General features: G+C 57.6%; 18 protein-coding genes. 3 read left to right on the forward strand and 15 right to left on the reverse strand.

The features are described from left to right. Positions 1–2: 2 nt before the first annotated feature. The 4 genes from PspCFBP13509_RS08540 to PspCFBP13509_RS08555 form a co-directional block, all read right to left on the reverse strand. A complete protein-coding gene (locus tag PspCFBP13509_RS08540; RefSeq protein ID WP_137211835.1) occupies positions 3–311 on the reverse strand; it encodes a hypothetical protein in 309 nt (102 codons plus the stop codon). Between the two features lie 3 nt (positions 312–314). Beyond that, the gene (locus PspCFBP13509_RS08545) at positions 315–1697 is read right to left on the reverse strand and encodes an integrating conjugative element protein (protein WP_370467908.1); all 1383 of its coding nucleotides are present in this window, start codon (positions 1695–1697) and stop codon (positions 315–317) included. Next, on the reverse strand, positions 1694–2650 hold the full coding sequence (locus PspCFBP13509_RS08550; protein WP_096480581.1) for a TIGR03756 family integrating conjugative element protein: 957 nt from the start codon (positions 2648–2650) through the stop codon (positions 1694–1696). Before PspCFBP13509_RS08550 ends, PspCFBP13509_RS08545 begins: the two co-directional genes overlap by 4 nt. A 115-nt stretch (positions 2651–2765) precedes the next feature. After that, positions 2766–3020, reverse strand: a complete 255-nt coding sequence (locus tag PspCFBP13509_RS08555) for a helix-turn-helix domain-containing protein (protein ID WP_046062023.1) — start codon at positions 3018–3020, stop codon at positions 2766–2768. A gap of 157 nt (positions 3021–3177) precedes the next feature. Here PspCFBP13509_RS08555 and PspCFBP13509_RS08560 point away from each other — a divergent pair, with 157 nt between their 5' ends. Next, complete coding sequence (locus tag PspCFBP13509_RS08560) at positions 3178–3450, forward strand: LasR-specific antiactivator QslA (RefSeq protein ID WP_137211836.1); 273 nt, start codon at positions 3178–3180, stop codon at positions 3448–3450. Positions 3451–3697: 247 nt separating this feature from the next. Further along, complete coding sequence (locus tag PspCFBP13509_RS08565; protein WP_137211837.1) at positions 3698–4981, forward strand: hypothetical protein; 1284 nt, start codon at positions 3698–3700, stop codon at positions 4979–4981. 197 nt (positions 4982–5178) lie between these two features. Here PspCFBP13509_RS08565 and PspCFBP13509_RS08570 read toward each other — a convergent pair whose 3' ends face one another. From PspCFBP13509_RS08570 to PspCFBP13509_RS08610, 9 genes are read right to left on the reverse strand one after another with little or no spacing between them, the layout of a single operon-like run. Then, positions 5179–7932, reverse strand: a complete 2754-nt coding sequence (locus PspCFBP13509_RS08570) for a conjugative transfer ATPase (RefSeq protein WP_137211838.1) — start codon at positions 7930–7932, stop codon at positions 5179–5181. After that, entirely contained in the window at positions 7932–8348 is a 417-nt protein-coding gene (locus tag PspCFBP13509_RS08575) for a TIGR03751 family conjugal transfer lipoprotein (RefSeq protein WP_137211839.1), read from the reverse strand. Before PspCFBP13509_RS08575 ends, PspCFBP13509_RS08570 begins: the two co-directional genes overlap by 1 nt. Continuing rightward, positions 8311–9828, reverse strand: a complete 1518-nt coding sequence (locus tag PspCFBP13509_RS08580) for a TIGR03752 family integrating conjugative element protein (protein WP_137211840.1) — start codon at positions 9826–9828, stop codon at positions 8311–8313. Before PspCFBP13509_RS08580 ends, PspCFBP13509_RS08575 begins: the two co-directional genes overlap by 38 nt. Then, positions 9818–10630 carry a TIGR03749 family integrating conjugative element protein gene (locus PspCFBP13509_RS08585; protein ID WP_137211841.1) on the reverse strand — a complete coding sequence of 271 codons (813 nt, stop codon included), beginning with the start codon at positions 10628–10630 and terminating at the stop codon, positions 9818–9820. The genes PspCFBP13509_RS08580 and PspCFBP13509_RS08585 overlap by 11 nt, the downstream gene beginning before the upstream one ends. Continuing rightward, positions 10627–11268, reverse strand: a complete 642-nt coding sequence (locus PspCFBP13509_RS08590; RefSeq protein WP_137211842.1) for a PFL_4703 family integrating conjugative element protein — start codon at positions 11266–11268, stop codon at positions 10627–10629. Before PspCFBP13509_RS08590 ends, PspCFBP13509_RS08585 begins: the two co-directional genes overlap by 4 nt. After that, positions 11265–11678: a TIGR03750 family conjugal transfer protein gene (locus PspCFBP13509_RS08595; protein ID WP_137211843.1), complete on the reverse strand. Its 414-nt coding sequence runs from the start codon at positions 11676–11678 to the stop codon at positions 11265–11267. The genes PspCFBP13509_RS08590 and PspCFBP13509_RS08595 overlap by 4 nt, the downstream gene beginning before the upstream one ends. A gap of 7 nt (positions 11679–11685) precedes the next feature. Continuing rightward, positions 11686–12057 (reverse strand): TIGR03745 family integrating conjugative element membrane protein, encoded by a 372-nt coding sequence (locus PspCFBP13509_RS08600; RefSeq protein ID WP_003174125.1) that lies wholly within the window; start codon positions 12055–12057, stop codon positions 11686–11688. A 17-nt stretch (positions 12058–12074) separates the two neighbouring features. Next, on the reverse strand, positions 12075–12314 hold the full coding sequence (locus PspCFBP13509_RS08605; protein ID WP_137211844.1) for a TIGR03758 family integrating conjugative element protein: 240 nt from the start codon (positions 12312–12314) through the stop codon (positions 12075–12077). After that, positions 12311–12646: an integrative conjugative element protein, RAQPRD family gene (locus tag PspCFBP13509_RS08610; RefSeq protein WP_137211845.1), complete on the reverse strand. Its 336-nt coding sequence runs from the start codon at positions 12644–12646 to the stop codon at positions 12311–12313. The genes PspCFBP13509_RS08605 and PspCFBP13509_RS08610 overlap by 4 nt, the downstream gene beginning before the upstream one ends. A gap of 305 nt (positions 12647–12951) precedes the next feature. Between PspCFBP13509_RS08610 and PspCFBP13509_RS08615 the strand changes: the two genes are divergently transcribed. After that, complete coding sequence (locus PspCFBP13509_RS08615) at positions 12952–13323, forward strand: histone-like nucleoid-structuring protein, MvaT/MvaU family (RefSeq protein WP_137211846.1); 372 nt, start codon at positions 12952–12954, stop codon at positions 13321–13323. 271 nt (positions 13324–13594) lie between these two features. Here PspCFBP13509_RS08615 and PspCFBP13509_RS08620 read toward each other — a convergent pair whose 3' ends face one another. Both PspCFBP13509_RS08620 and traD read right to left on the reverse strand, forming a co-directional pair. After that, entirely contained in the window at positions 13595–14326 is a 732-nt protein-coding gene (locus PspCFBP13509_RS08620) for a TIGR03747 family integrating conjugative element membrane protein (protein ID WP_137211847.1), read from the reverse strand. A 90-nt stretch (positions 14327–14416) separates the two neighbouring features. Further along, a complete protein-coding gene (traD, locus tag PspCFBP13509_RS08625; RefSeq protein ID WP_137211848.1) occupies positions 14417–16522 on the reverse strand; it encodes a type IV conjugative transfer system coupling protein TraD in 2106 nt (701 codons plus the stop codon). Positions 16523–16528: the final 6 nt, after the last annotated feature.

Here is a 16528-nt window from a genome sequence, read left to right on the forward strand (position 1 = left end):
CCTCACTGTCGGGTGAGTTCGACGCAGATAAAGAGCACGAATCCAAATACCCCGATGCGTTTCGCGCATAGCAGATCCTGTGGTCGATGTCGGTAGCGTCGAAGCAGATCCCACCAGAGCGCAAAGAAGCCGCCATAGAGCAGGGCGCGCCACCACCGCAGATGAGGTTGTAGGGATTCCAAGGCTTGCTGCCAGACCCCGAAACTGCCCAGCGCAGTGCAGCCGATCCAGGCGATCAGTGCGGCGGTCATGATCATCCCCGCGGTGATCCCCAGACCTGAAAGCAGAGTGAATAGCGGTGAGCGTTTCATGGCTCACTTACGCCTGGCGTCAGCATCATTGAGTCGGCCCGGCTCAGGGTCGCCTTGCTCGACGGTACGCGAAGCATCGGCGCCTCCGGCATGCCGATCGAGCACCAGGCTGGCGGTGTTGGTGGCCAGCATCTGCCGAACCTGCAGTTCGGTCTGCAGCAGGCGGATTTCGCGTTCCAGAGTGTCGATGTTTTTCGTCAAGGCCGTTTGGGCCGGTTCGGCGGAAGCGATGTTAGGTTCGTGGCTGCCTGCCAGCAGAGTGCGCAATAGCAGGAGCGCTTTGTCGAGCACGCTGGATAGAGCCGTCTCACTGGCCAGGCGCCGCGCCAGGAGTTCCTGATCAGGATCGTCGCGCAGGGCTTCGATCACACTCCGGGTCACCGGCAGCATCGGGCTGGAGGCTTTGCTCAGATTGTCAGGAGTAGGCGGCAGAGAGCCGGACAGTAATCCTTGCAGGGTCTTGAGGTGTTCACTGTAGGCCTCCTGGATCATCGGCGTCAGTCCGCTGCCAGCGGTAGCCCGCAGAGTCTCGCAGGTGTCGCAGGTCGCGACTTCGCTCTCGCCCAACACACGAACGGCCCATTCGGATTCCTCTTGGGGTGAAGTCCATGTTTGGCAAATAGCGCCGCCCAGGCAATCACTGCTGCTGATCGAGGCGCTGTCATCCACGGACCGGTTATGCAGCAGGTTGTAGCCCGCGCGCACCACATCGGAGGTTGCCCGGATGGGTGTTTGTCCACTACCTCCAGCCTTCTGCCCGCCGACCCATGACACCCCATTATTGCCGTTATGGGCCTCGGTGTTTTTCACCGCGGCCACCGCATCACCGCCGGTTTGTTCGAGGTTGCCCTGCATCTCCTGGTTCTTGGCCAATGCGCCCCAGCCGGCTTGGCCGACCTTGTCAGCCATCTTCTCGGCCATGGCCTGGCAGGTCAGTTTGGAACGGTCGAAGTCGATGCGCCCTTGCATCACCCCGTTACTCAACAACTCATAAAGCCCGGGGTTGGCGCGCTGGATGATCAACGCAGGCAGCGACATCACCGCTTGGGTCGCGTTCTGCATAATGCTGCCCATGATCTGCTGGAACCCTTCGGTGACGCCGTTCAACTGGTTTTGCAAGGTGTTGGTGAGGCTCATGTTTCCGCACATCATGTTCGCCTGCCAGGACCCGCCGACACCGAGTCCGTTGGGGCGATAGAGCGAGCTCGGCGAGCCCGCTGCCGAGCCGCCACCAATGGTGTACATCACCCGATCGTCGAGCACTTCACCTTGAGTGCCTAGGCGGTAATCGTCCTCGACTGCATGAGCATAAGTGGCCACTGCGAGCAGTCCACAGAGCAACAGACTCATCGCGTCGAACGAGGATCGTGTGAGAAGCAGGCTCATGAAGCACCGCCTTCGAAGTCGATGCTGAACAAAAAGGTCTGTCCTTCACGCTTGCAGCAGCTATAGGGACGCCACAGCGACCAGGCGTAGCCGCCATCCGCGCTCTGCACCGAATCGCTGGGGAAGATGGCACATGTGGGTTGAACCACGGGGGAGAGCAATTGCCATTTGTGGGTCGAAGCGTCGTTTTCAACGATTGGGCCAGGCGGCCAATAACCCTCGCGTGGTACGGGTGTGAGCGGGACATACACGTGCGGTTGCCAGTTGCGGGTAATGACATCACCCGCCCGCTGCGCCATCACCGCAGCGGCTTTGAAATCGTCGGGTTGCACCAAAAATCCTTGCCGGGGATAGACGTTGCCCCACATGTTTCCCGCGAGCTGACGACCGATTTCACGGATCCCAGGCACAAGCGACTCGGGGTAGAGGCTTTCCGGGATGCCATGACGCCAGGCCAGTGAGTCCAAAGTGCTCAGGTAATAGGGCATGAACGCAGTGGCGCCGCTGGCGCAGGCGTAGCCGGATTGCGAGGCAAGTTGCGTGGCGGCCCAGCCACCGGGATGGCCGATGCCATCAACGTTTTTGAAACGAGGCAGGTTGTCGCGTTGCGTGTTCGGCGTGATCAGGTTACCACCACCTTCCGCACCGCTGATGGGAGAGGAGAGTGCGGCCATCTCGGTCCAAGGATTGGCACCGGTGGTGGCATAGCTCGAGACCACCAGTTCAGGAATGAAATGACGAACCTTGGTCGAGGTTTTAACCGTGCAGCCGAAGGGGGTACAGAGTAACCAGAAGCAGATGCCGACGACTTTGTACTCGAGGCAGTCTGGAGAAAGTACGGAGGCGGTAATGCTGCCGGTATCCAGCGCCACGCTCGACCCGGATGCCAGCAGAATGCTCAGCACCAAAGGATGTAACTTCTGGGGCGAAATATGCGGGCAGGCAGCAGACATGATCCAGGCTCTGGGCGTATGGCCTGGACAGGTTCAATGATCGAAAGAGGGGTGTCAGTGAGAAAGCCGAACGCAGGATAGTCGGTTTACAGCGACCTTCTAGATCAGCAGATAGTCATTCAGCGCTCAGCGTACGAGCAAGCGCGTCAGACTCGATGAGCAACTGATCCGTTTTGATTTCGAAAATGTTGGCGAGTTTGCAGAGGACCAATAACGATGGGTTGCCTACCCCTCGTTCGATTTGACTCACGTAGGTACGATCCACCTCGGCCATGAGCGCCAATTGCTCCTGGGTGAGATTCTTCACGCGTCGCATCGAGCGGATATTTTCCGCTAGTTGCAGACGGAGCTGTTCGTAGTCTTGAGTCATGCGCGCAAACTGCGCCTTGAGGGACTCTCAATCCACGGGATATAGTCTACATTGGTCTGATTGGGCGCTTTTTTGATCCTCAAGCCAAGTGATGGCTTTGTTTCTATGCTGCTTGAACAGACCCAGCATTAATAAATAATCGAAAGCTAAGGTGTCTATGAACGAAAATTACGTTTCAATTCCTGCGGCGGATGGTTGTCCGAGTCTTCTGACACCTTGGGGCAACGAATTTGCCCCGATGATCGAGCGTGGCGTGCAATGCGCCCAGGCTTGGCTCGATACTCCCGGCGAGATCCCACTGTGGTGGGAGCTGGTGCAAGCGCGCAAAACCTTTCCTGTCGGTGACTGCCAAGACGCCTTTGAAGCCGGATTCCTGTTGAGGATTCAGCAGCGGCTTCAGCGCGGTACACGGATACCTGTATCGACTTGACTACCCGTTTGCACTTAGCCTGTCCTATCGCTTGGCATAGACCAGCAGGATGCGGTCCTGAATCACTTTTGGTTTTTAGGTGCAGCGTCTTTGTCCGATGTTTGCTCTGAGACTCGCGCTGCCCTCGACGAAAGCGAGTGGGCATGGGTTTACGCAATTAGTCCAGATATGTGGCAGCAATCCACCGATTTCTCTTACTTTTCCGCGCGACAACCGCACCAGCATATCTTCAAGAGGGCACAACACGATGGTAAACAAACTCGATTTGCATTTTGAAATGAAAAAGATGCTACGCGTAAAAACTGCCATCCTCTGTCGCTCACCAGGTGACTCCCTCTTAGACATCGTCGCTTCTGATCGTGAAGCGTTCTCGGGCATTCGTGTGTTGTTCGCGAGCGATGAGGGAGGGGTTCCATTGCAAGGTTTGGGCCGGTCAGATAATCCAAATGTGCCCGTGGTTCCTCTATTTGCTGGAAAGGGAATTTTTGCATTTTCCGATGCTATCGAGAAGCAAATGAGCAGCGGTCGTGCGCCGTTGGAGTTTCCATTCTTCTCATTACTGGATACAAATTTTCTTACCGAATTACCAGGCTTTTTCCGTCATGAGAATTCGAAGCACCGCGAAAAGGTGCGGGCCACCCTACAGTTTATTGGCGATCAGGGCGGACGCGGTTTCGATTGGATGTTTGCATCGTTGGAAAACCTACGTGAAGTGGTAAAGCCTAATAACCCATGGCCGTACCAGAAAGTTGCGGCTGCGAAGATGTTTGATGCCATGATGCATGTCCCTGAGGTCAGGGAAAGGGTGCTAAAGGGGCACGCTGAGCAGATTCAAGATTACATATCCGCAGCTGAGGAAATGTGGGATTCATTTCTGACCAATCGGGAAGTATGGGCCTGCATCCAACGACGAGATATGATGCAATCGATAATGTTACGTGCGCTGCTGGAGTGCTGGAATGGTCGAAGCGTAGATGATGGTATTCGCTGCCTAGTGGATTTCTGTCTTGATAATTTTGACGCCATGCCCTTGAAGGAGATTTACTTTGGCTGGAAGGCTCTGAGCGGATTCGCTGATAAGCAGGCTAGAATGCCCATCTTTGACGAGCCCGCGTTGCGGAACCCAAACGCGGATTCGACTAACAGGATTTCTGCGCTTGCGTGGGATCTTTATATGTTTCGACATTGTGAAACACTGATGACAGAAAGGAAGGGTAATCAGTTCATGATTCCTGTTGTAACCACGCTTGATGATGGTTTGTTAAAAGCCATTAAGAGCTGTCCTCTAAGGGCGATTTTGATTCACGATGAGGCACGAAAAGTAGAAGCGATATTTGATGATGAAATTGAGTTTTCTACTTGCCTAGATCGCGCACTTTCGAATGAAACAAAGATGCGAATTAATGACCCAGTACGTATATCCAGACCGAAGCGTATCTCGAAGCATGATCTGAGTTATTTGATAAACAGCTTGGAGTCAGAAGTGAAGAAGGCTGCGAAAGCAAGAGTGCAGCCAGGGTCTCATTATTAACAGCGGAAAATTTATATTGAACTGAGAGATATTAAAAATGCTGAAAACGCCCCGCGCGCGGTGGCCAGTAACAGACTGGCCTGCTAAGTGTAGAATACGAATACAATCGGCTTTTCAGTTGTCGTGCAAACGCCTAGTCAGCTGCGATGCAGTTTCGGAGTTCAATCTTTGAAAGAGCAGTAACTGAATAGCTATTCCTATGTTGATTTTATTCCTCGTGCTCTATCGATCCGTTCAGCTACCCGGTAAGCGGCTTCCAACTCCGAACAGCCAATGTTCTGCATCAGTGTCCAGCGCTCGGCCTTTTCCTCGGGTTCCGTCATGGCCAGGGCGAGATAGAGGCTGGGTGGCACGGCCCGAAACAACGTTTCGAGCTTCTTCGACAGCACAACCCCTTCGGTGAACTTACCCGCTTCCTTGCTGGCGGAGAGCAACAAGGCTTTCTGCGCCGGTGAAAGCTTCTTAAATCGCGCGATTTCTTCAATCTCCGCTGGCGGCATGTTCAAACAAACCCACCATTCGATCATGTTGAGCATGGTCTGCGCCGCAGTGGGGAAGTCAGCAATGTTCTGCGTCGCCAGCCAGAACCAAGCGCCGAGCTTGCGCCACATCTTCGTCCCCTTGACCACGAACGGCGCCAGCAACGGGTTCTTGGTGATGATATGGCCCTCGTCGGTGACCATGATGATCGGTCGGCCCAGGTACTGGTCGCGCTCGGCAAGATTGTTCACGGTGTTCATCAGGCTGATGTAGCTGATGGACATCTGTGCCTCGTAGCCTTCGCGAGCGTAAGTGGCGAGATCGACAATGGTCACATCGCTCTCGGGCCAAGGCGTGCCTTCGCGATCGAACAGTTCACCCTCGAAACCCTGGCAAAATAGGTCGATGGACTCGCCCATTTCCTGGGCACGCTCGCGACGTTTCTCTGGTAAATGCTGATCGGCGGCGACGCCCAGCAAGGCGTTGCGCACGTCGCGGGTCAGCACCTGATTACCCGACGCGACACAGGTCTGTGCCGCATCGAGAATGCACTCGCGAATCAAGCTGCGATCGGCTCGACCCAGACGGGCTTCTTCCTTGGCCTCGCCGCCAGTGATCATCAGACGGGCGGTGATTTCCAGTTCGCCGAGTACATCACGCTGGTCTTCGCGACTGGTTACCACCTCATCGTCCAGCTCATCGATCGACAGACTCGCCACCTGATCCGGCTGTTCGACCAGGCGCCAAGCATCGGCGAACGGGGCGAGACTGACCGAAGCGCCAGGTTTCAATTGGACCTTATTGACCGACAGGCCCTGTGTCGCGAAGTAGTCGCCCTGCAGGCCGAATGAGTTACCGGCCTCGACGATAAACAGGCGAGGGCGGTATACCGCCATGACCTGCATCAGTAGGGTGACCAGAGTGGCCGACTTACCGGCGCCGGTCGGGCCGAACAACAGCAGATGGCCGTTCATGGCCCGGTCTAGTCGTGACAATGGATCAAAGCTCAACGGCGAGCCACCACGATTGAACAGGGTGATGCCGGGGTGGCCGGTGCCGGTGCTGCGGCCCCACACCGGAACCAAGTTTGCCAGGTGCTGGGCGAACATCAGGCGGGTGTACCAGTTGCGTGTGTCGCGGGCCGGGTTGTAAGCCATCGGCAGCCAACGCAGGTAGCTGTTGCAGGCGGCGACTTCATCGCTTTCGCGTACCGGTTGTAGGCCCGCACCCAGTAGAGCGTTAGCCAGGCTGACCGAGCGCTCGTGCAATTGCTGTTCATCGTGACCGCGCAGGTAGAACGCCAGAGTGCCGCGGTACAGCTTGTGCTGACGACCGATGATCGCGCGAGCCTCTTCAACATCCTGGCGGGTCTGGGTCGAGGCCAGGTTTTCTCCGATGGCTTTGCGGACCAGGCGGTTTAACTGATCCTCGAGCACGTCCTGCGGCTTGACTACCAGGGTCAGGCTCATCACCGTGCCTTCAGGCAACTGGTCAAAGAGCGCATTCACCGCGTCACCCTTGCGGGTTTCGCCGGTGAGTTGACCAATCGATGGTGCCCGCCGCAGTTTGTCCACCACCATCACCTGGTGGGGTTGATCGTCGAAAAACCAGAGTCCGTGCTGCACATCCGAGCGCGGTTCGTTGAAGAGCAGCCGCTCGGCAAAGTCATGATCAAAGGGCAGTTCCAGCGACTCACCCTCGCCCGACTCTGGATAGGCCACACGCTGATAGAACTCCTCGGGCGTTTCATCGGTGAGCCTAGGTGCCGGATTGAACCAAGGCAATAACCAGGCGCACAGGCCTCGGCCATCGACTCGGGTCGATTGCACCCCGCACACCTGCAATGAAGCTGCGATACGTTCGCAAGCCTGATGCAGGGATTGCACCGGGGTGAGTCCCGTCTCCTCAGCGTCAGACTCGAGCCAACGATAGACCACTAGGCGCACCCGGCGGTTATTGCCACGCCAGGGCAGGCGTGTGACTGCCTTGTCCTCAAACAGACCACCGGGCTTGGCGATGGCCTTCAGATGTCGGAGGCTGAGTTCCAAATAGGCTTCGGTGAAGACCGTGCCTCGCGCGCGGTCCTGAATATAATCGGTGAGTCGAGTCAGGTAGGGGGTGAAGTCGTTGTCGTCCTGGCAGAAAAACTGCGCCACCCAAGGCGCTTGGTCCAGCTCGTCAAAGCTGTCCTGCAGGGTATCCTCCAGGGCATCGCGAGCCGCCATCAACCAATCGGGTTCGCGCCCTTCGGTGCCGATGGGCAGCAACTCGAACACCGCGCCCGCCGAGCGATTGTCATCGAGCAGAAAACACTGCTCGGTGTCGAGGTACTCGACCCAAGGCAGGTGATCGGTGAAGCTGGGGTTGTGCGCGTAGAGTGCAGCTTCATCGGCCAGGGTCGCGCGAGGGCGCAATGGGTTGCGCCAGGCCTTCCACGCAGAAGTGCGCTTGCCCGAATCGGCGGTACGCACTACAGGTCTTCCTGACGTTCACCCGGCAATGCGTACTGCACCCGTTGGTAGAACGGAAAGACGGTGGAGTAACCCGGGACCGGCGCTTGTTCGGTACCACTCAAATGCGGATACACGTACAGAACCAGATCGGGATTGGGCAGGCGAGGGAACAAATTGTGGATCTCGTTCGTCGCTGTGCGCGTGTACGGCTCCTGGAGAGCAACGGAGAAATCTGCCTGGTCCAGCGGACGGCGTAACCGCTCCCGAGCATCCAGCAGTTGCTGCTGAGTACCTTGCGAACCGGCGCCGTTCCAGATCTCCAGCATGGTTTGCTCGCCATGGGGCAGTAGCGTCTCCTTGTCGGTGGAGCACCCCGTCATGACTAAGCAAAGCACGCTAATCCAGGTCAGGCAGAGAAGCATGGTTTTTTTCATGGCGAACGCTCCGGCCCTTTGGCTCGTAGTCGATGGTGATCTCATGATCGAGGTGCAGGGCGACCTGTGCAGCCGGTGGCACGTACACAGCAGCAAAGGTCTCGCCATAGAGTTTGTTGATCCACTCACGGATGTCGCTGGCCCCACCACTGAGAATTGAATTCAGCGCGCTATTGCCACTGCTGCTGGTGACCCCGAGCGTACTGCCGCCCGAACTGATCACGCTGCTGTTGTTCTGCTCATCCCTGAGCAAGGCGGCGACACCGGCGCCGGCGGCAGTGATCAAGCTCTGGCTGCCGAGGTACTGTTGAGCGTTTGAGCGGCGCTCACCGGCAATGCAAGGAATGCCATACGGATCGGACAGGTAACCGAGTCCGCCACGAATCTTGTCGGTGTTCGAGCTCTGGGTGGTGGAGGCATTGCGGCTGGCTACCGCCTTCGGCTGAGGCACCGTTCGGATGGTGCCGTCTGTGAATACGAAAGTGATCGACTCCACTTGCCCACGAACACAGGATAGCGTCCAGTCACCGGACGCTGTGCCGCTCATCACGGCGCCCGCGACGTCTGGCAGGTCGATGCCGTTGGCCGTTAGGTTCTCCGGACCAACCAGTACCTTGAAGGGATAGGGATCATTCACGGTGCCGTCCACCGGGACTCGGCCGATCAGCGCGGTCATGGCGACCGAGCCCATCAGCGTGGCGTTTTCGGGAATGGTGTAGATCGGCTTCGCGCCTTTGTTACGATCAGCGGAGCGTGTCAGGTCACGTTCACCCTTGGTAACCTCGCGTAACTGCTTCTGGCTGCGGTCGATGGCATTGTCCTTCATACCCTCCAGTGAGTTGAAGGCAGTAGGCAGACTCAGGGCGGACGCGGTCTTGGTTTTGCTCCGGGCGTCGGTGGGCGGAGAATCCGAGGGCTCAATCCAGTGCAGTGAATCATTAGCAGGATGCTGCCCTTCGAACTGAGCACTGTCGCCCGGCTCAAGCCCCAGTCCGATCGGCATATCCTTGTCTTTGCCGGTCAGCCCCGACAACTGTTCCTGCAATTGCGTCAGCAGACCGCGAGCCTGACGACTGTCTTGTTCTGCTTTGAGTCGGGCCTCGTTGGCTTGGCGGCGGCCTTCGTCGACCTGCTGGGTCACACTGCCAAGCGCCGTCTGGATTCGCGAATCAACACTGTTTTCCCGCTCGCGCAGGCGGTTGTTCTCCGTCTGCAGCGAATCGTTGTGTTTCTTCAAACCGAGCATGTCGCTGCGCATGGCCTTCACTTGGCCGATCAGGGTGGCGACCGTGTCGCGTGGGGTGTCGCCCGCAATACCGAGTGACTTGGCTTGCTCGGCGGATAACTGAAGATTGCGTTGATCAACCGACTTCTCTGGAGAGGAACTGTTGCCACCCGCGACCCAAGTTTTCAGGATAATCAGCACCACGCCCAGCAGCGCAGCCGGTACCAGCCATTTGAGCAATGCGTTAGCCTTCATCGCCAGCACCTCGCGCAACCGGCGGAAGCAGAACTGCGTGTTCGAGGTCGGCACCGCGAGTGACGAGGTAGGCGATCGTGGTGTCCTCTGCACTGCCGACCGGCCCGAGGAAAACATGCTGGAAAGCCGCGGCGAACAGCTTGGCCTGAAGTCGACGTGGATCGAGTTGTATCCTCTCTGAACCACGATTGTGCAACTTCACCGCCGTCACCCAGTAATCACCGAGTCGCCAGGCGGCGATGGGGGTGCTGGACACGTTTTCGGTTGGCAGCAGGGTTGTCAGTTCGGTGCGCAACTTGAGCGGGACGCGGCGTACACCGGGCAGGGATTCTACGGTGCGTAGCGGCGCGTACAGGCTCTGTGCGGCGTAGCGCGTCAAAGCGACCGGGATCGGTGTACGTTCTGGAGCAGGCACGGTGCTGGACTCGGCCTCGGCAGACTGCGCCTGAGCGTTCTTGAGGATACGCACGGGCTCCAGCGGTTGATCACCAGGCGTGGCCGCGATATCCAGCAGGATGATCTCGCCCGTTGTGACTGATTGCAGTTGCAGTCGGGTCGGTGCAATAGCTTCCGACGCGCGTAGGTACAGCGTGCCGCCAGTTGATTGCACGCGCAGCTTGCCCGTCAGGGTTGAGGGCACGCCGACTCGAACAGCCTCATCGATAAAGACGACTCGTTCCTGATTGATCACCAGAGGGACCGCGAGGGGTAGGCGTTCCCAGTGCATCAGTTCGACGGCCTGCGCTGCTGCTCCCCATAGCATCAATGCGACGGTCACTCCCAGGGTAGGACTCCGCTTCATGGCTCACCTCCAGGCAGGGAGATTTTTTGCGGAGTGCCCTGATAACAATCCAGTGCCAACCCCCACTTATTGCGTTCGGGGTCCAGATCAAAGCGCACCACGCGTAATGGATAACGCACCACCACCCGTTTCACCGGTTCGGCGGCGTAATACTCATCGGCGTTGAGGTCGAGCTTGACCAGCCAGCTGTCGCGATCGAGTTGCTTGACCCTGAGTTCCGGATCTTCGCTGTAGCCTCGGCCCAGAATTTCGTAGACGCCACGCACCCGCTGGCGCAGTTCGCCGGCGGCCTTGCGGTACTCGTAGTCGCCATCGAGGAAGGCCTTGCAGGAGGGTGTCAGGTAGGACTGCAAGCCATAGATGGCGCGGCGATAATCCTGCTCGCCATCTGAGGGCCAGCGGTTGAGCTGACCGAAGATATACAGGGCAAAGGCATAGATATTTTCTGAGGGGATATCCCACCACTTGCGCGTGCTGCCCGAGCGCAGATCTGGCGGTACATGCACGGTCAGATCGGTCGGCGCCGAGCGCCAGCCATACCAGAGTCCGGCACAGACAAGGGCGAGGATCATTACCGCCAGACGCAGGCTGAAGATGTGGGCCTGCTGGGCATCCACCTTGTTCCGAAAACGACTCATGGTTGCCACCGGGACAGGGCAGGGCGCAGTCGACGCGAACGGCGAACCGTCCAAGCGCCGGAGTGGAGAATCAAACTTCCGCGCCCCAAGCTCCAACGGCTGGCGAGTATCCATTCGAGCTTGCGGTACAACCAGGTCTCGGGGCGAGCCCGTTTGGTCCGACGCAGTAGCGTGCCACCGGCAAATAACACCACGGTCATGCCTGCGATCATGGTCGTCGGTGCCACTGCAATAGAGGCGGTGGCGATCGCCAGAGGAACGCCCAACATCAGGCCAACGACTGCGCCGGCGCCAAGTGCTACCCACATCTCATCATTGGTTAAACCGCGCAATACGGCAGGATCACGATTGAGTCGCTCCGGCAGAAAGACCAAAGTGCCGTCGGCAAGGCATTCGATAGATTCATTCATACCAACCTCACAGAATCGCGGCCGCCTTGGTCAGGAACCAGATGATGATCACCACCAGCAGGGCACCGATACCGACCACCGCGCCAAGGTCTTTCCAGGTCTTGCGCTGGTTCTGCACGTCGGCATACACCGTCAGGGAATGCCAAGCCACGCCGAGAAACGCGAGCAGGGCGATCAACAGGCCAAGTAGGATGCCGCCGTCGTAGGCGTAGTTTTTGATTGTCTCGATCAACCCGGAACCTTCACCGCGGGAAGGAGCCTCCATGGTGGGAAGCTCGGCAAAAGCCAGGCTTGGGCCGAGTACCAGCAACAGACCGATCAAGCGTTGGCTAGCACGATCACGCAGGTTGTTTTTCAGGGGGACAAGGCACTTGAGCATGACGGTAATCTCCAGTGTTAGGACAGGGTGAAGAACATCAAAACCAGCAAGGTGAGCAGCACGCGAGCGGCGCTGCCGCCGAACGCTGCAAAGCGCACACTGCCGACGGCCCAACCTCGGTAAGCCGTCCACATCACCCAGGCACACCAAAGCAAAGCCAGGACCAGAACCAGGGATAGCCAGAGCATCGAACTGCTCTGCGGTGAGAAGCCGGAAGCGTTTTGGAAGGCCGCGGTCTGGGCGTCGGTCATGCTCATGGCGAGGACTCCGCGGGCGGAGTGTCGAGGCGGTAATCGCCGACCAATTCAGTGGAGTCGCGTGGCTGAGCGCGGGAAGGGGAGAGGTAGCCCTGCACGCCGTTGCAAATACGTTGGATGTCCTGAGACAGGCGGAGATAGTCGAAGCGATAGCGTTCGTGTGGTTCAGCTGTATTGGCTGCCTCAGCACGCGTAGCAAGGCGTTCGATAGTGTCGAGTTGCTGCTGGATTAGGCCGAGCTGTTCCTGCTCATACCCAGATGCGGCATAGCTGCTGCCTTGAACGATGGTCAGTGAAAGGAGTAAAAAACAGCGAAAGGCGGTAGTCGACATGATGCTGGCCCATGTAGAGAAGGCGCCAGAATCAAGTTAAGGGATGAATTATTCAGTAGTAAACGCGAGGTGGGATGTATCGCTTTTTTTAGCGGAAAGCGGAAGAAGACACTCACACTAAATCAGCAATCGATTGGACCATAAAGAAAGCTCAGACAGCACTCCTACCCCAGTAATAATGTGTTGTTCATGCGGCAATGAGTGGATTAGCTCGTGCTTGAAGGCAGCATGGGTGACGAAGAGCTAATCATCGCTTAGCATTGGAATGTTCACTCCTCATTTCCCTAACCTTAAGGAAGTTTCACATGTCTCGTTTGGCTGAATTTCGCAAGCTTGAGCAACAACTGGCCGAACAGCTCGCAGAGCTCGAGTCGATGAAAAGTGATTCCGGTCTGAAAAAAGAGATGGAATTTGAGAGCAAACTACGTGCGATGCTTGGCGAGTACGGCTTCAGCTTGAAGAACATCATTGGCATCCTGGATCCAGAAGCTGGCCGTCGTACCTCGACACCAATCGCCACTCCCGTAAAGGCAGTCCGTAAGGCTCGCGAAGTGAAGATTTACAAGAATCCGAACTCTGGTGAGGTGATCGAAACCAAAGGAGGAAATCATCGTCAACTGAAAGAATGGAAAGCCGAGTTTGGCGCAGACGTTGTCGAGTCATGGCGTACTCAGTAAGAAGGGTTTGACTATAAGGGCTCCGCAAGGGCCCTTTTTTGTTGGTGAGGGTGATGAGTCCTGAATGCGCATCTTGGCCCCATTCCTGCACCAACTTTGAGGCACACCCCCAAACTTCGGAAGCCTGCCTTACGTTCAACGCTCTGCTCGAACTGGGGGAATCTAGGCCGAATTCTGGCAGGTTAACTCGTGCGGTGTATCAGTTCTGCAGTCGCTGGATAACTATCCTGGCACCAGGGGATATATAAAGGAAAAACATAATTTTTCCGAATCAGAGATATTTCTTAAATGTAGTTGCCGTGATTGCCATTGCGATGCCAAGCATCACAGCACAAGGTAAAAATACGGCCATAGGGTTGAGCGAAAAGGGCAGGGACAGGTAAATGACCCAGGGCACGACCAACAGGGGGATCACTGCTCGTTTAGCACGGTGATAGACAAAACTGCTTTCTCGCCCGGCTCCAAACTTACGCAGGTCGCGGCGCATCAAGCCATCGACAAAACCGGTGAGCGTGGCCAACAAAAATAGTGGTGTTACCAGGACCAGAATGGTCAGGCGTACCACGAAGGTAAAGGTCACATACACTGCAGCCAGCACGAAGTCCTCGATGCTCACGTAGAGCTGGTTGATCCAGCTCCAGAAGCTGTTGCCCTGGCTCGACACCCGCGCCTGTTGGGCAAAATCCGCAAAGCCAGTCTTGACCAGCAGCCACTGTTTGAGGAACTCCAACTCCTGAACAATCGTCGGTCCGGGTTGTTGGAGGATAAGTGAAGATTTGAAGTGCTCGCTGAGCCAGCCCAATTCACTGGTAAGCATGGCCTGACTATGCCGCCAGCCCTGATCGTCCCAGAACAGTAGCAGGCCGGCGAACTCGATGAGGATCGAGAACAGCAACGAGGCGATCAGCAATCCGATGATGCGCAGGACCAGGCTGATCGCCGAGATGATCAACCCCGGGCGCTGGACCGGTTGTGGCGGCGTGTTCTGGGCGGAAGTCGCCATAGTTCACTCCATTGCGCGCTGCAAAGTTGATGTCGCCACAACGCCTTCTGGATCGTTTTCTGCTGAGTCAAAACCTGTGGCAGGGGCGGGCTACCCCACCTGATCCAGATCAAAGTGTGTTGTTGGGCCGCCGCCACTGGCGCTCCACCATTGCCCTGCCTGCTCGTTGTAGGTCGCCCGCATCCGTTGAGTGAGCTCCTGCAGATCCTTGGGCATGGCATCGTCGTTGGAGGGTTTAGGTAATGGCATGCGGACTTTCCAGAGCTGCCCGCCGGTCTGGAAAGAGAACATTTGCCCCTTGGGCAGACTGACGATATGCGCTGGCTCGATCAACGGCACGCTGGTACTGCTGACGCGGTCTTGGGAGGACGAGGTGAAGTCCGTGTTGGCCTCAGGATCGGAGGTATCGGTCGCCCCGGAGACCAGAGTCTTGGTCAGCACGTTAACCTTGGGCAACTGCTGGGTGAGCAGTTCAGCAGTGGCGGTCTCGCGTACCCGCAGCATCTGCAAGGTGTTGAAGTTACCGATGACCTGGCCGGCCTTGGCCCGGTTGCCGATTCGCGCTTCGATATCGCTGAGGGTCTGGGTGTAGGCCGTCACCTGGATGCCGGCCCCGCCGCCCTTGTTGATCAGCGGGATGAATTCATCACCCATCAACTCGTTGAACTCATCGGCGTGGAGGTTGATCGGCAACTTGTCACTGTTGTTACCCGATGGGGGCAGGCCATGGTCGATGCCGTGTTTGTAGATGTGTCCGGCGACCGAGACCAAGTCGGCGAACATGGAGTTGCCCACCGCGGCGGCCACCTCGGCGTCGGTCAGTGCATCCAGACCGACGTAGACGATGCCGCGTTTTCGGATGATCTGCATCCAGTCGAAGATGGGTCGTGGGTCATCTAAATCGGTGTAGTTGGGAGCCAGTAACTGGGCGGTCTTGCCGGTGGTGAGTTTTTCCAGCAGAGGCAGTAGCGAGGCGACAATCTTGTCGAAATAGGTACGGTCGTAACGCACCGCCGAACGCAGTCCGTCCAGTACCGGATCAAATACCCGCTTCACCGCCAGGTACTGCTCGATGGCCACCACACGCTTTTCGCGCCCGATCATATGCCGGGGAATGTTCTTCTCGGTGAGCTTGCCTTCAAGCTGGACGATCACTTCCCACGCTTTCGGATCGGTTTTGGCGAAAAACTGCTGGGCGTATTCGATGAACAGCGCGTCGATGTTGACCACATGGCGTTGGATCTGCAGATAGTCCGGACGCCGACCCAGCTCGATCAAAGCCCGGGCAATGATGTTGACGAAGCGCCAGGCGAACTCACGGAAGGCCGCAGAGTTACCTTCACCGCTGAGCTGCCCAGCAATGCGAGACGCCACCTCAGAAATGCGTCCGAAACGTCCCACGGCGTTGTAGCGAGCGGAGATCTCCGGCCAGCCTAGATGGAAAACATAAAACTCCTTTTCCCGACCAGCGCGTTTGGCTTCGACGTACATCCGTTTAAGCAAGTCGGCATCGCCCTTCGGGTCGAAGACGATGACGACCTCATGTTCGATGCGATGAATGTCCTGGGTTATGTATACCTCGGCGAGTCGCGTTTTGCCGACACGGGTAGTGCCGAGCACCAGGGTGTGTCCGACCCGTTCGCCCAGCGGCAGACTGACTTCCGTTTCATCGGGCTCGACCCCATGCAACAGTGGCGACCCACCTACTGGGGGTAAAGGGCGCAACGGATTGAAGGCGCTATCCCAGGCCGTGACACCTGCCAGTATCGAGAGCGGAAATGGTGCATGCTCCAGTCGCCGTTCGAGACCACGGGCCAGGCGGTAGCTGGTCGGTTGGTCGACATAGTGGGCGACCGCCGGATCCTGCGCCTCGACCAAGCGCTGGGTGTGCAGGCGGCTCCAGCGAAAGCCGCGCCCCATGAACAGACGTCTGCGACTGACCGGAATCTGCCGACTGGTCAGCTCGTAGCGGGGCAGCCGACGGATATTTCGCCGATAGCGCAGCACCTCCCAGGCTTGTCGCAGCCGGATCAGGCCGAACAGGGCATAGGCCAGCGCTGCAACCAGACCGATCTCGGGTGACAGGGCGACAGCCCAGGGCGAGTACACGCACAACACCGCGGCGGCGATGCAGATCGCTACGGTGTACAGCTCCACTGCTGGCCGGAGCTTGGACTCCATCGCATGCTCGGCCATGACGTG

Origin of the sequence: Pseudomonas sp. CFBP13509 (genome assembly GCF_005233485.1) — a bacterium.
Taxonomy (GTDB): domain Bacteria; phylum Pseudomonadota; class Gammaproteobacteria; order Pseudomonadales; family Pseudomonadaceae; genus Aquipseudomonas; species Aquipseudomonas marginalis.

Coding starts and splice junctions, on each gene's coding strand:
- PspCFBP13509_RS08540 (WP_137211835.1), bottom strand. CDS start 311: ATGAAACGCTCACCGCTATTCACTCTGCTTTCAGGTCTGGGGATCACC.
- PspCFBP13509_RS08585 (WP_137211841.1), bottom strand. CDS start 10,630: ATGAAGCGGAGTCCTACCCTGGGAGTGACCGTCGCATTGATGCTATGG.
- PspCFBP13509_RS08600 (WP_003174125.1), bottom strand. CDS start 12,057: ATGCTCAAGTGCCTTGTCCCCCTGAAAAACAACCTGCGTGATCGTGCT.
- PspCFBP13509_RS08575 (WP_137211839.1), bottom strand. CDS start 8,348: ATGAAAAAAACCATGCTTCTCTGCCTGACCTGGATTAGCGTGCTTTGC.
- PspCFBP13509_RS08595 (WP_137211843.1), bottom strand. CDS start 11,678: ATGAATGAATCTATCGAATGCCTTGCCGACGGCACTTTGGTCTTTCTG.
- PspCFBP13509_RS08580 (WP_137211840.1), bottom strand. CDS start 9,828: ATGAAGGCTAACGCATTGCTCAAATGGCTGGTACCGGCTGCGCTGCTG.
- PspCFBP13509_RS08565 (WP_137211837.1), top strand. CDS start 3,698: ATGGTAAACAAACTCGATTTGCATTTTGAAATGAAAAAGATGCTACGC.
- PspCFBP13509_RS08550 (WP_096480581.1), bottom strand. CDS start 2,650: ATGTCTGCTGCCTGCCCGCATATTTCGCCCCAGAAGTTACATCCTTTG.
- PspCFBP13509_RS08620 (WP_137211847.1), bottom strand. CDS start 14,326: ATGGCGACTTCCGCCCAGAACACGCCGCCACAACCGGTCCAGCGCCCG.
- PspCFBP13509_RS08545 (WP_370467908.1), bottom strand. CDS start 1,697: ATGAGCCTGCTTCTCACACGATCCTCGTTCGACGCGATGAGTCTGTTG.
- PspCFBP13509_RS08590 (WP_137211842.1), bottom strand. CDS start 11,268: ATGAGTCGTTTTCGGAACAAGGTGGATGCCCAGCAGGCCCACATCTTC.
- PspCFBP13509_RS08615 (WP_137211846.1), top strand. CDS start 12,952: ATGTCTCGTTTGGCTGAATTTCGCAAGCTTGAGCAACAACTGGCCGAA.
- PspCFBP13509_RS08605 (WP_137211844.1), bottom strand. CDS start 12,314: ATGAGCATGACCGACGCCCAGACCGCGGCCTTCCAAAACGCTTCCGGC.
- PspCFBP13509_RS08610 (WP_137211845.1), bottom strand. CDS start 12,646: ATGTCGACTACCGCCTTTCGCTGTTTTTTACTCCTTTCACTGACCATC.
- PspCFBP13509_RS08555 (WP_046062023.1), bottom strand. CDS start 3,020: ATGACTCAAGACTACGAACAGCTCCGTCTGCAACTAGCGGAAAATATC.
- traD (WP_137211848.1), bottom strand. CDS start 16,522: ATGGCCGAGCATGCGATGGAGTCCAAGCTCCGGCCAGCAGTGGAGCTG.
- PspCFBP13509_RS08560 (WP_137211836.1), top strand. CDS start 3,178: ATGAACGAAAATTACGTTTCAATTCCTGCGGCGGATGGTTGTCCGAGT.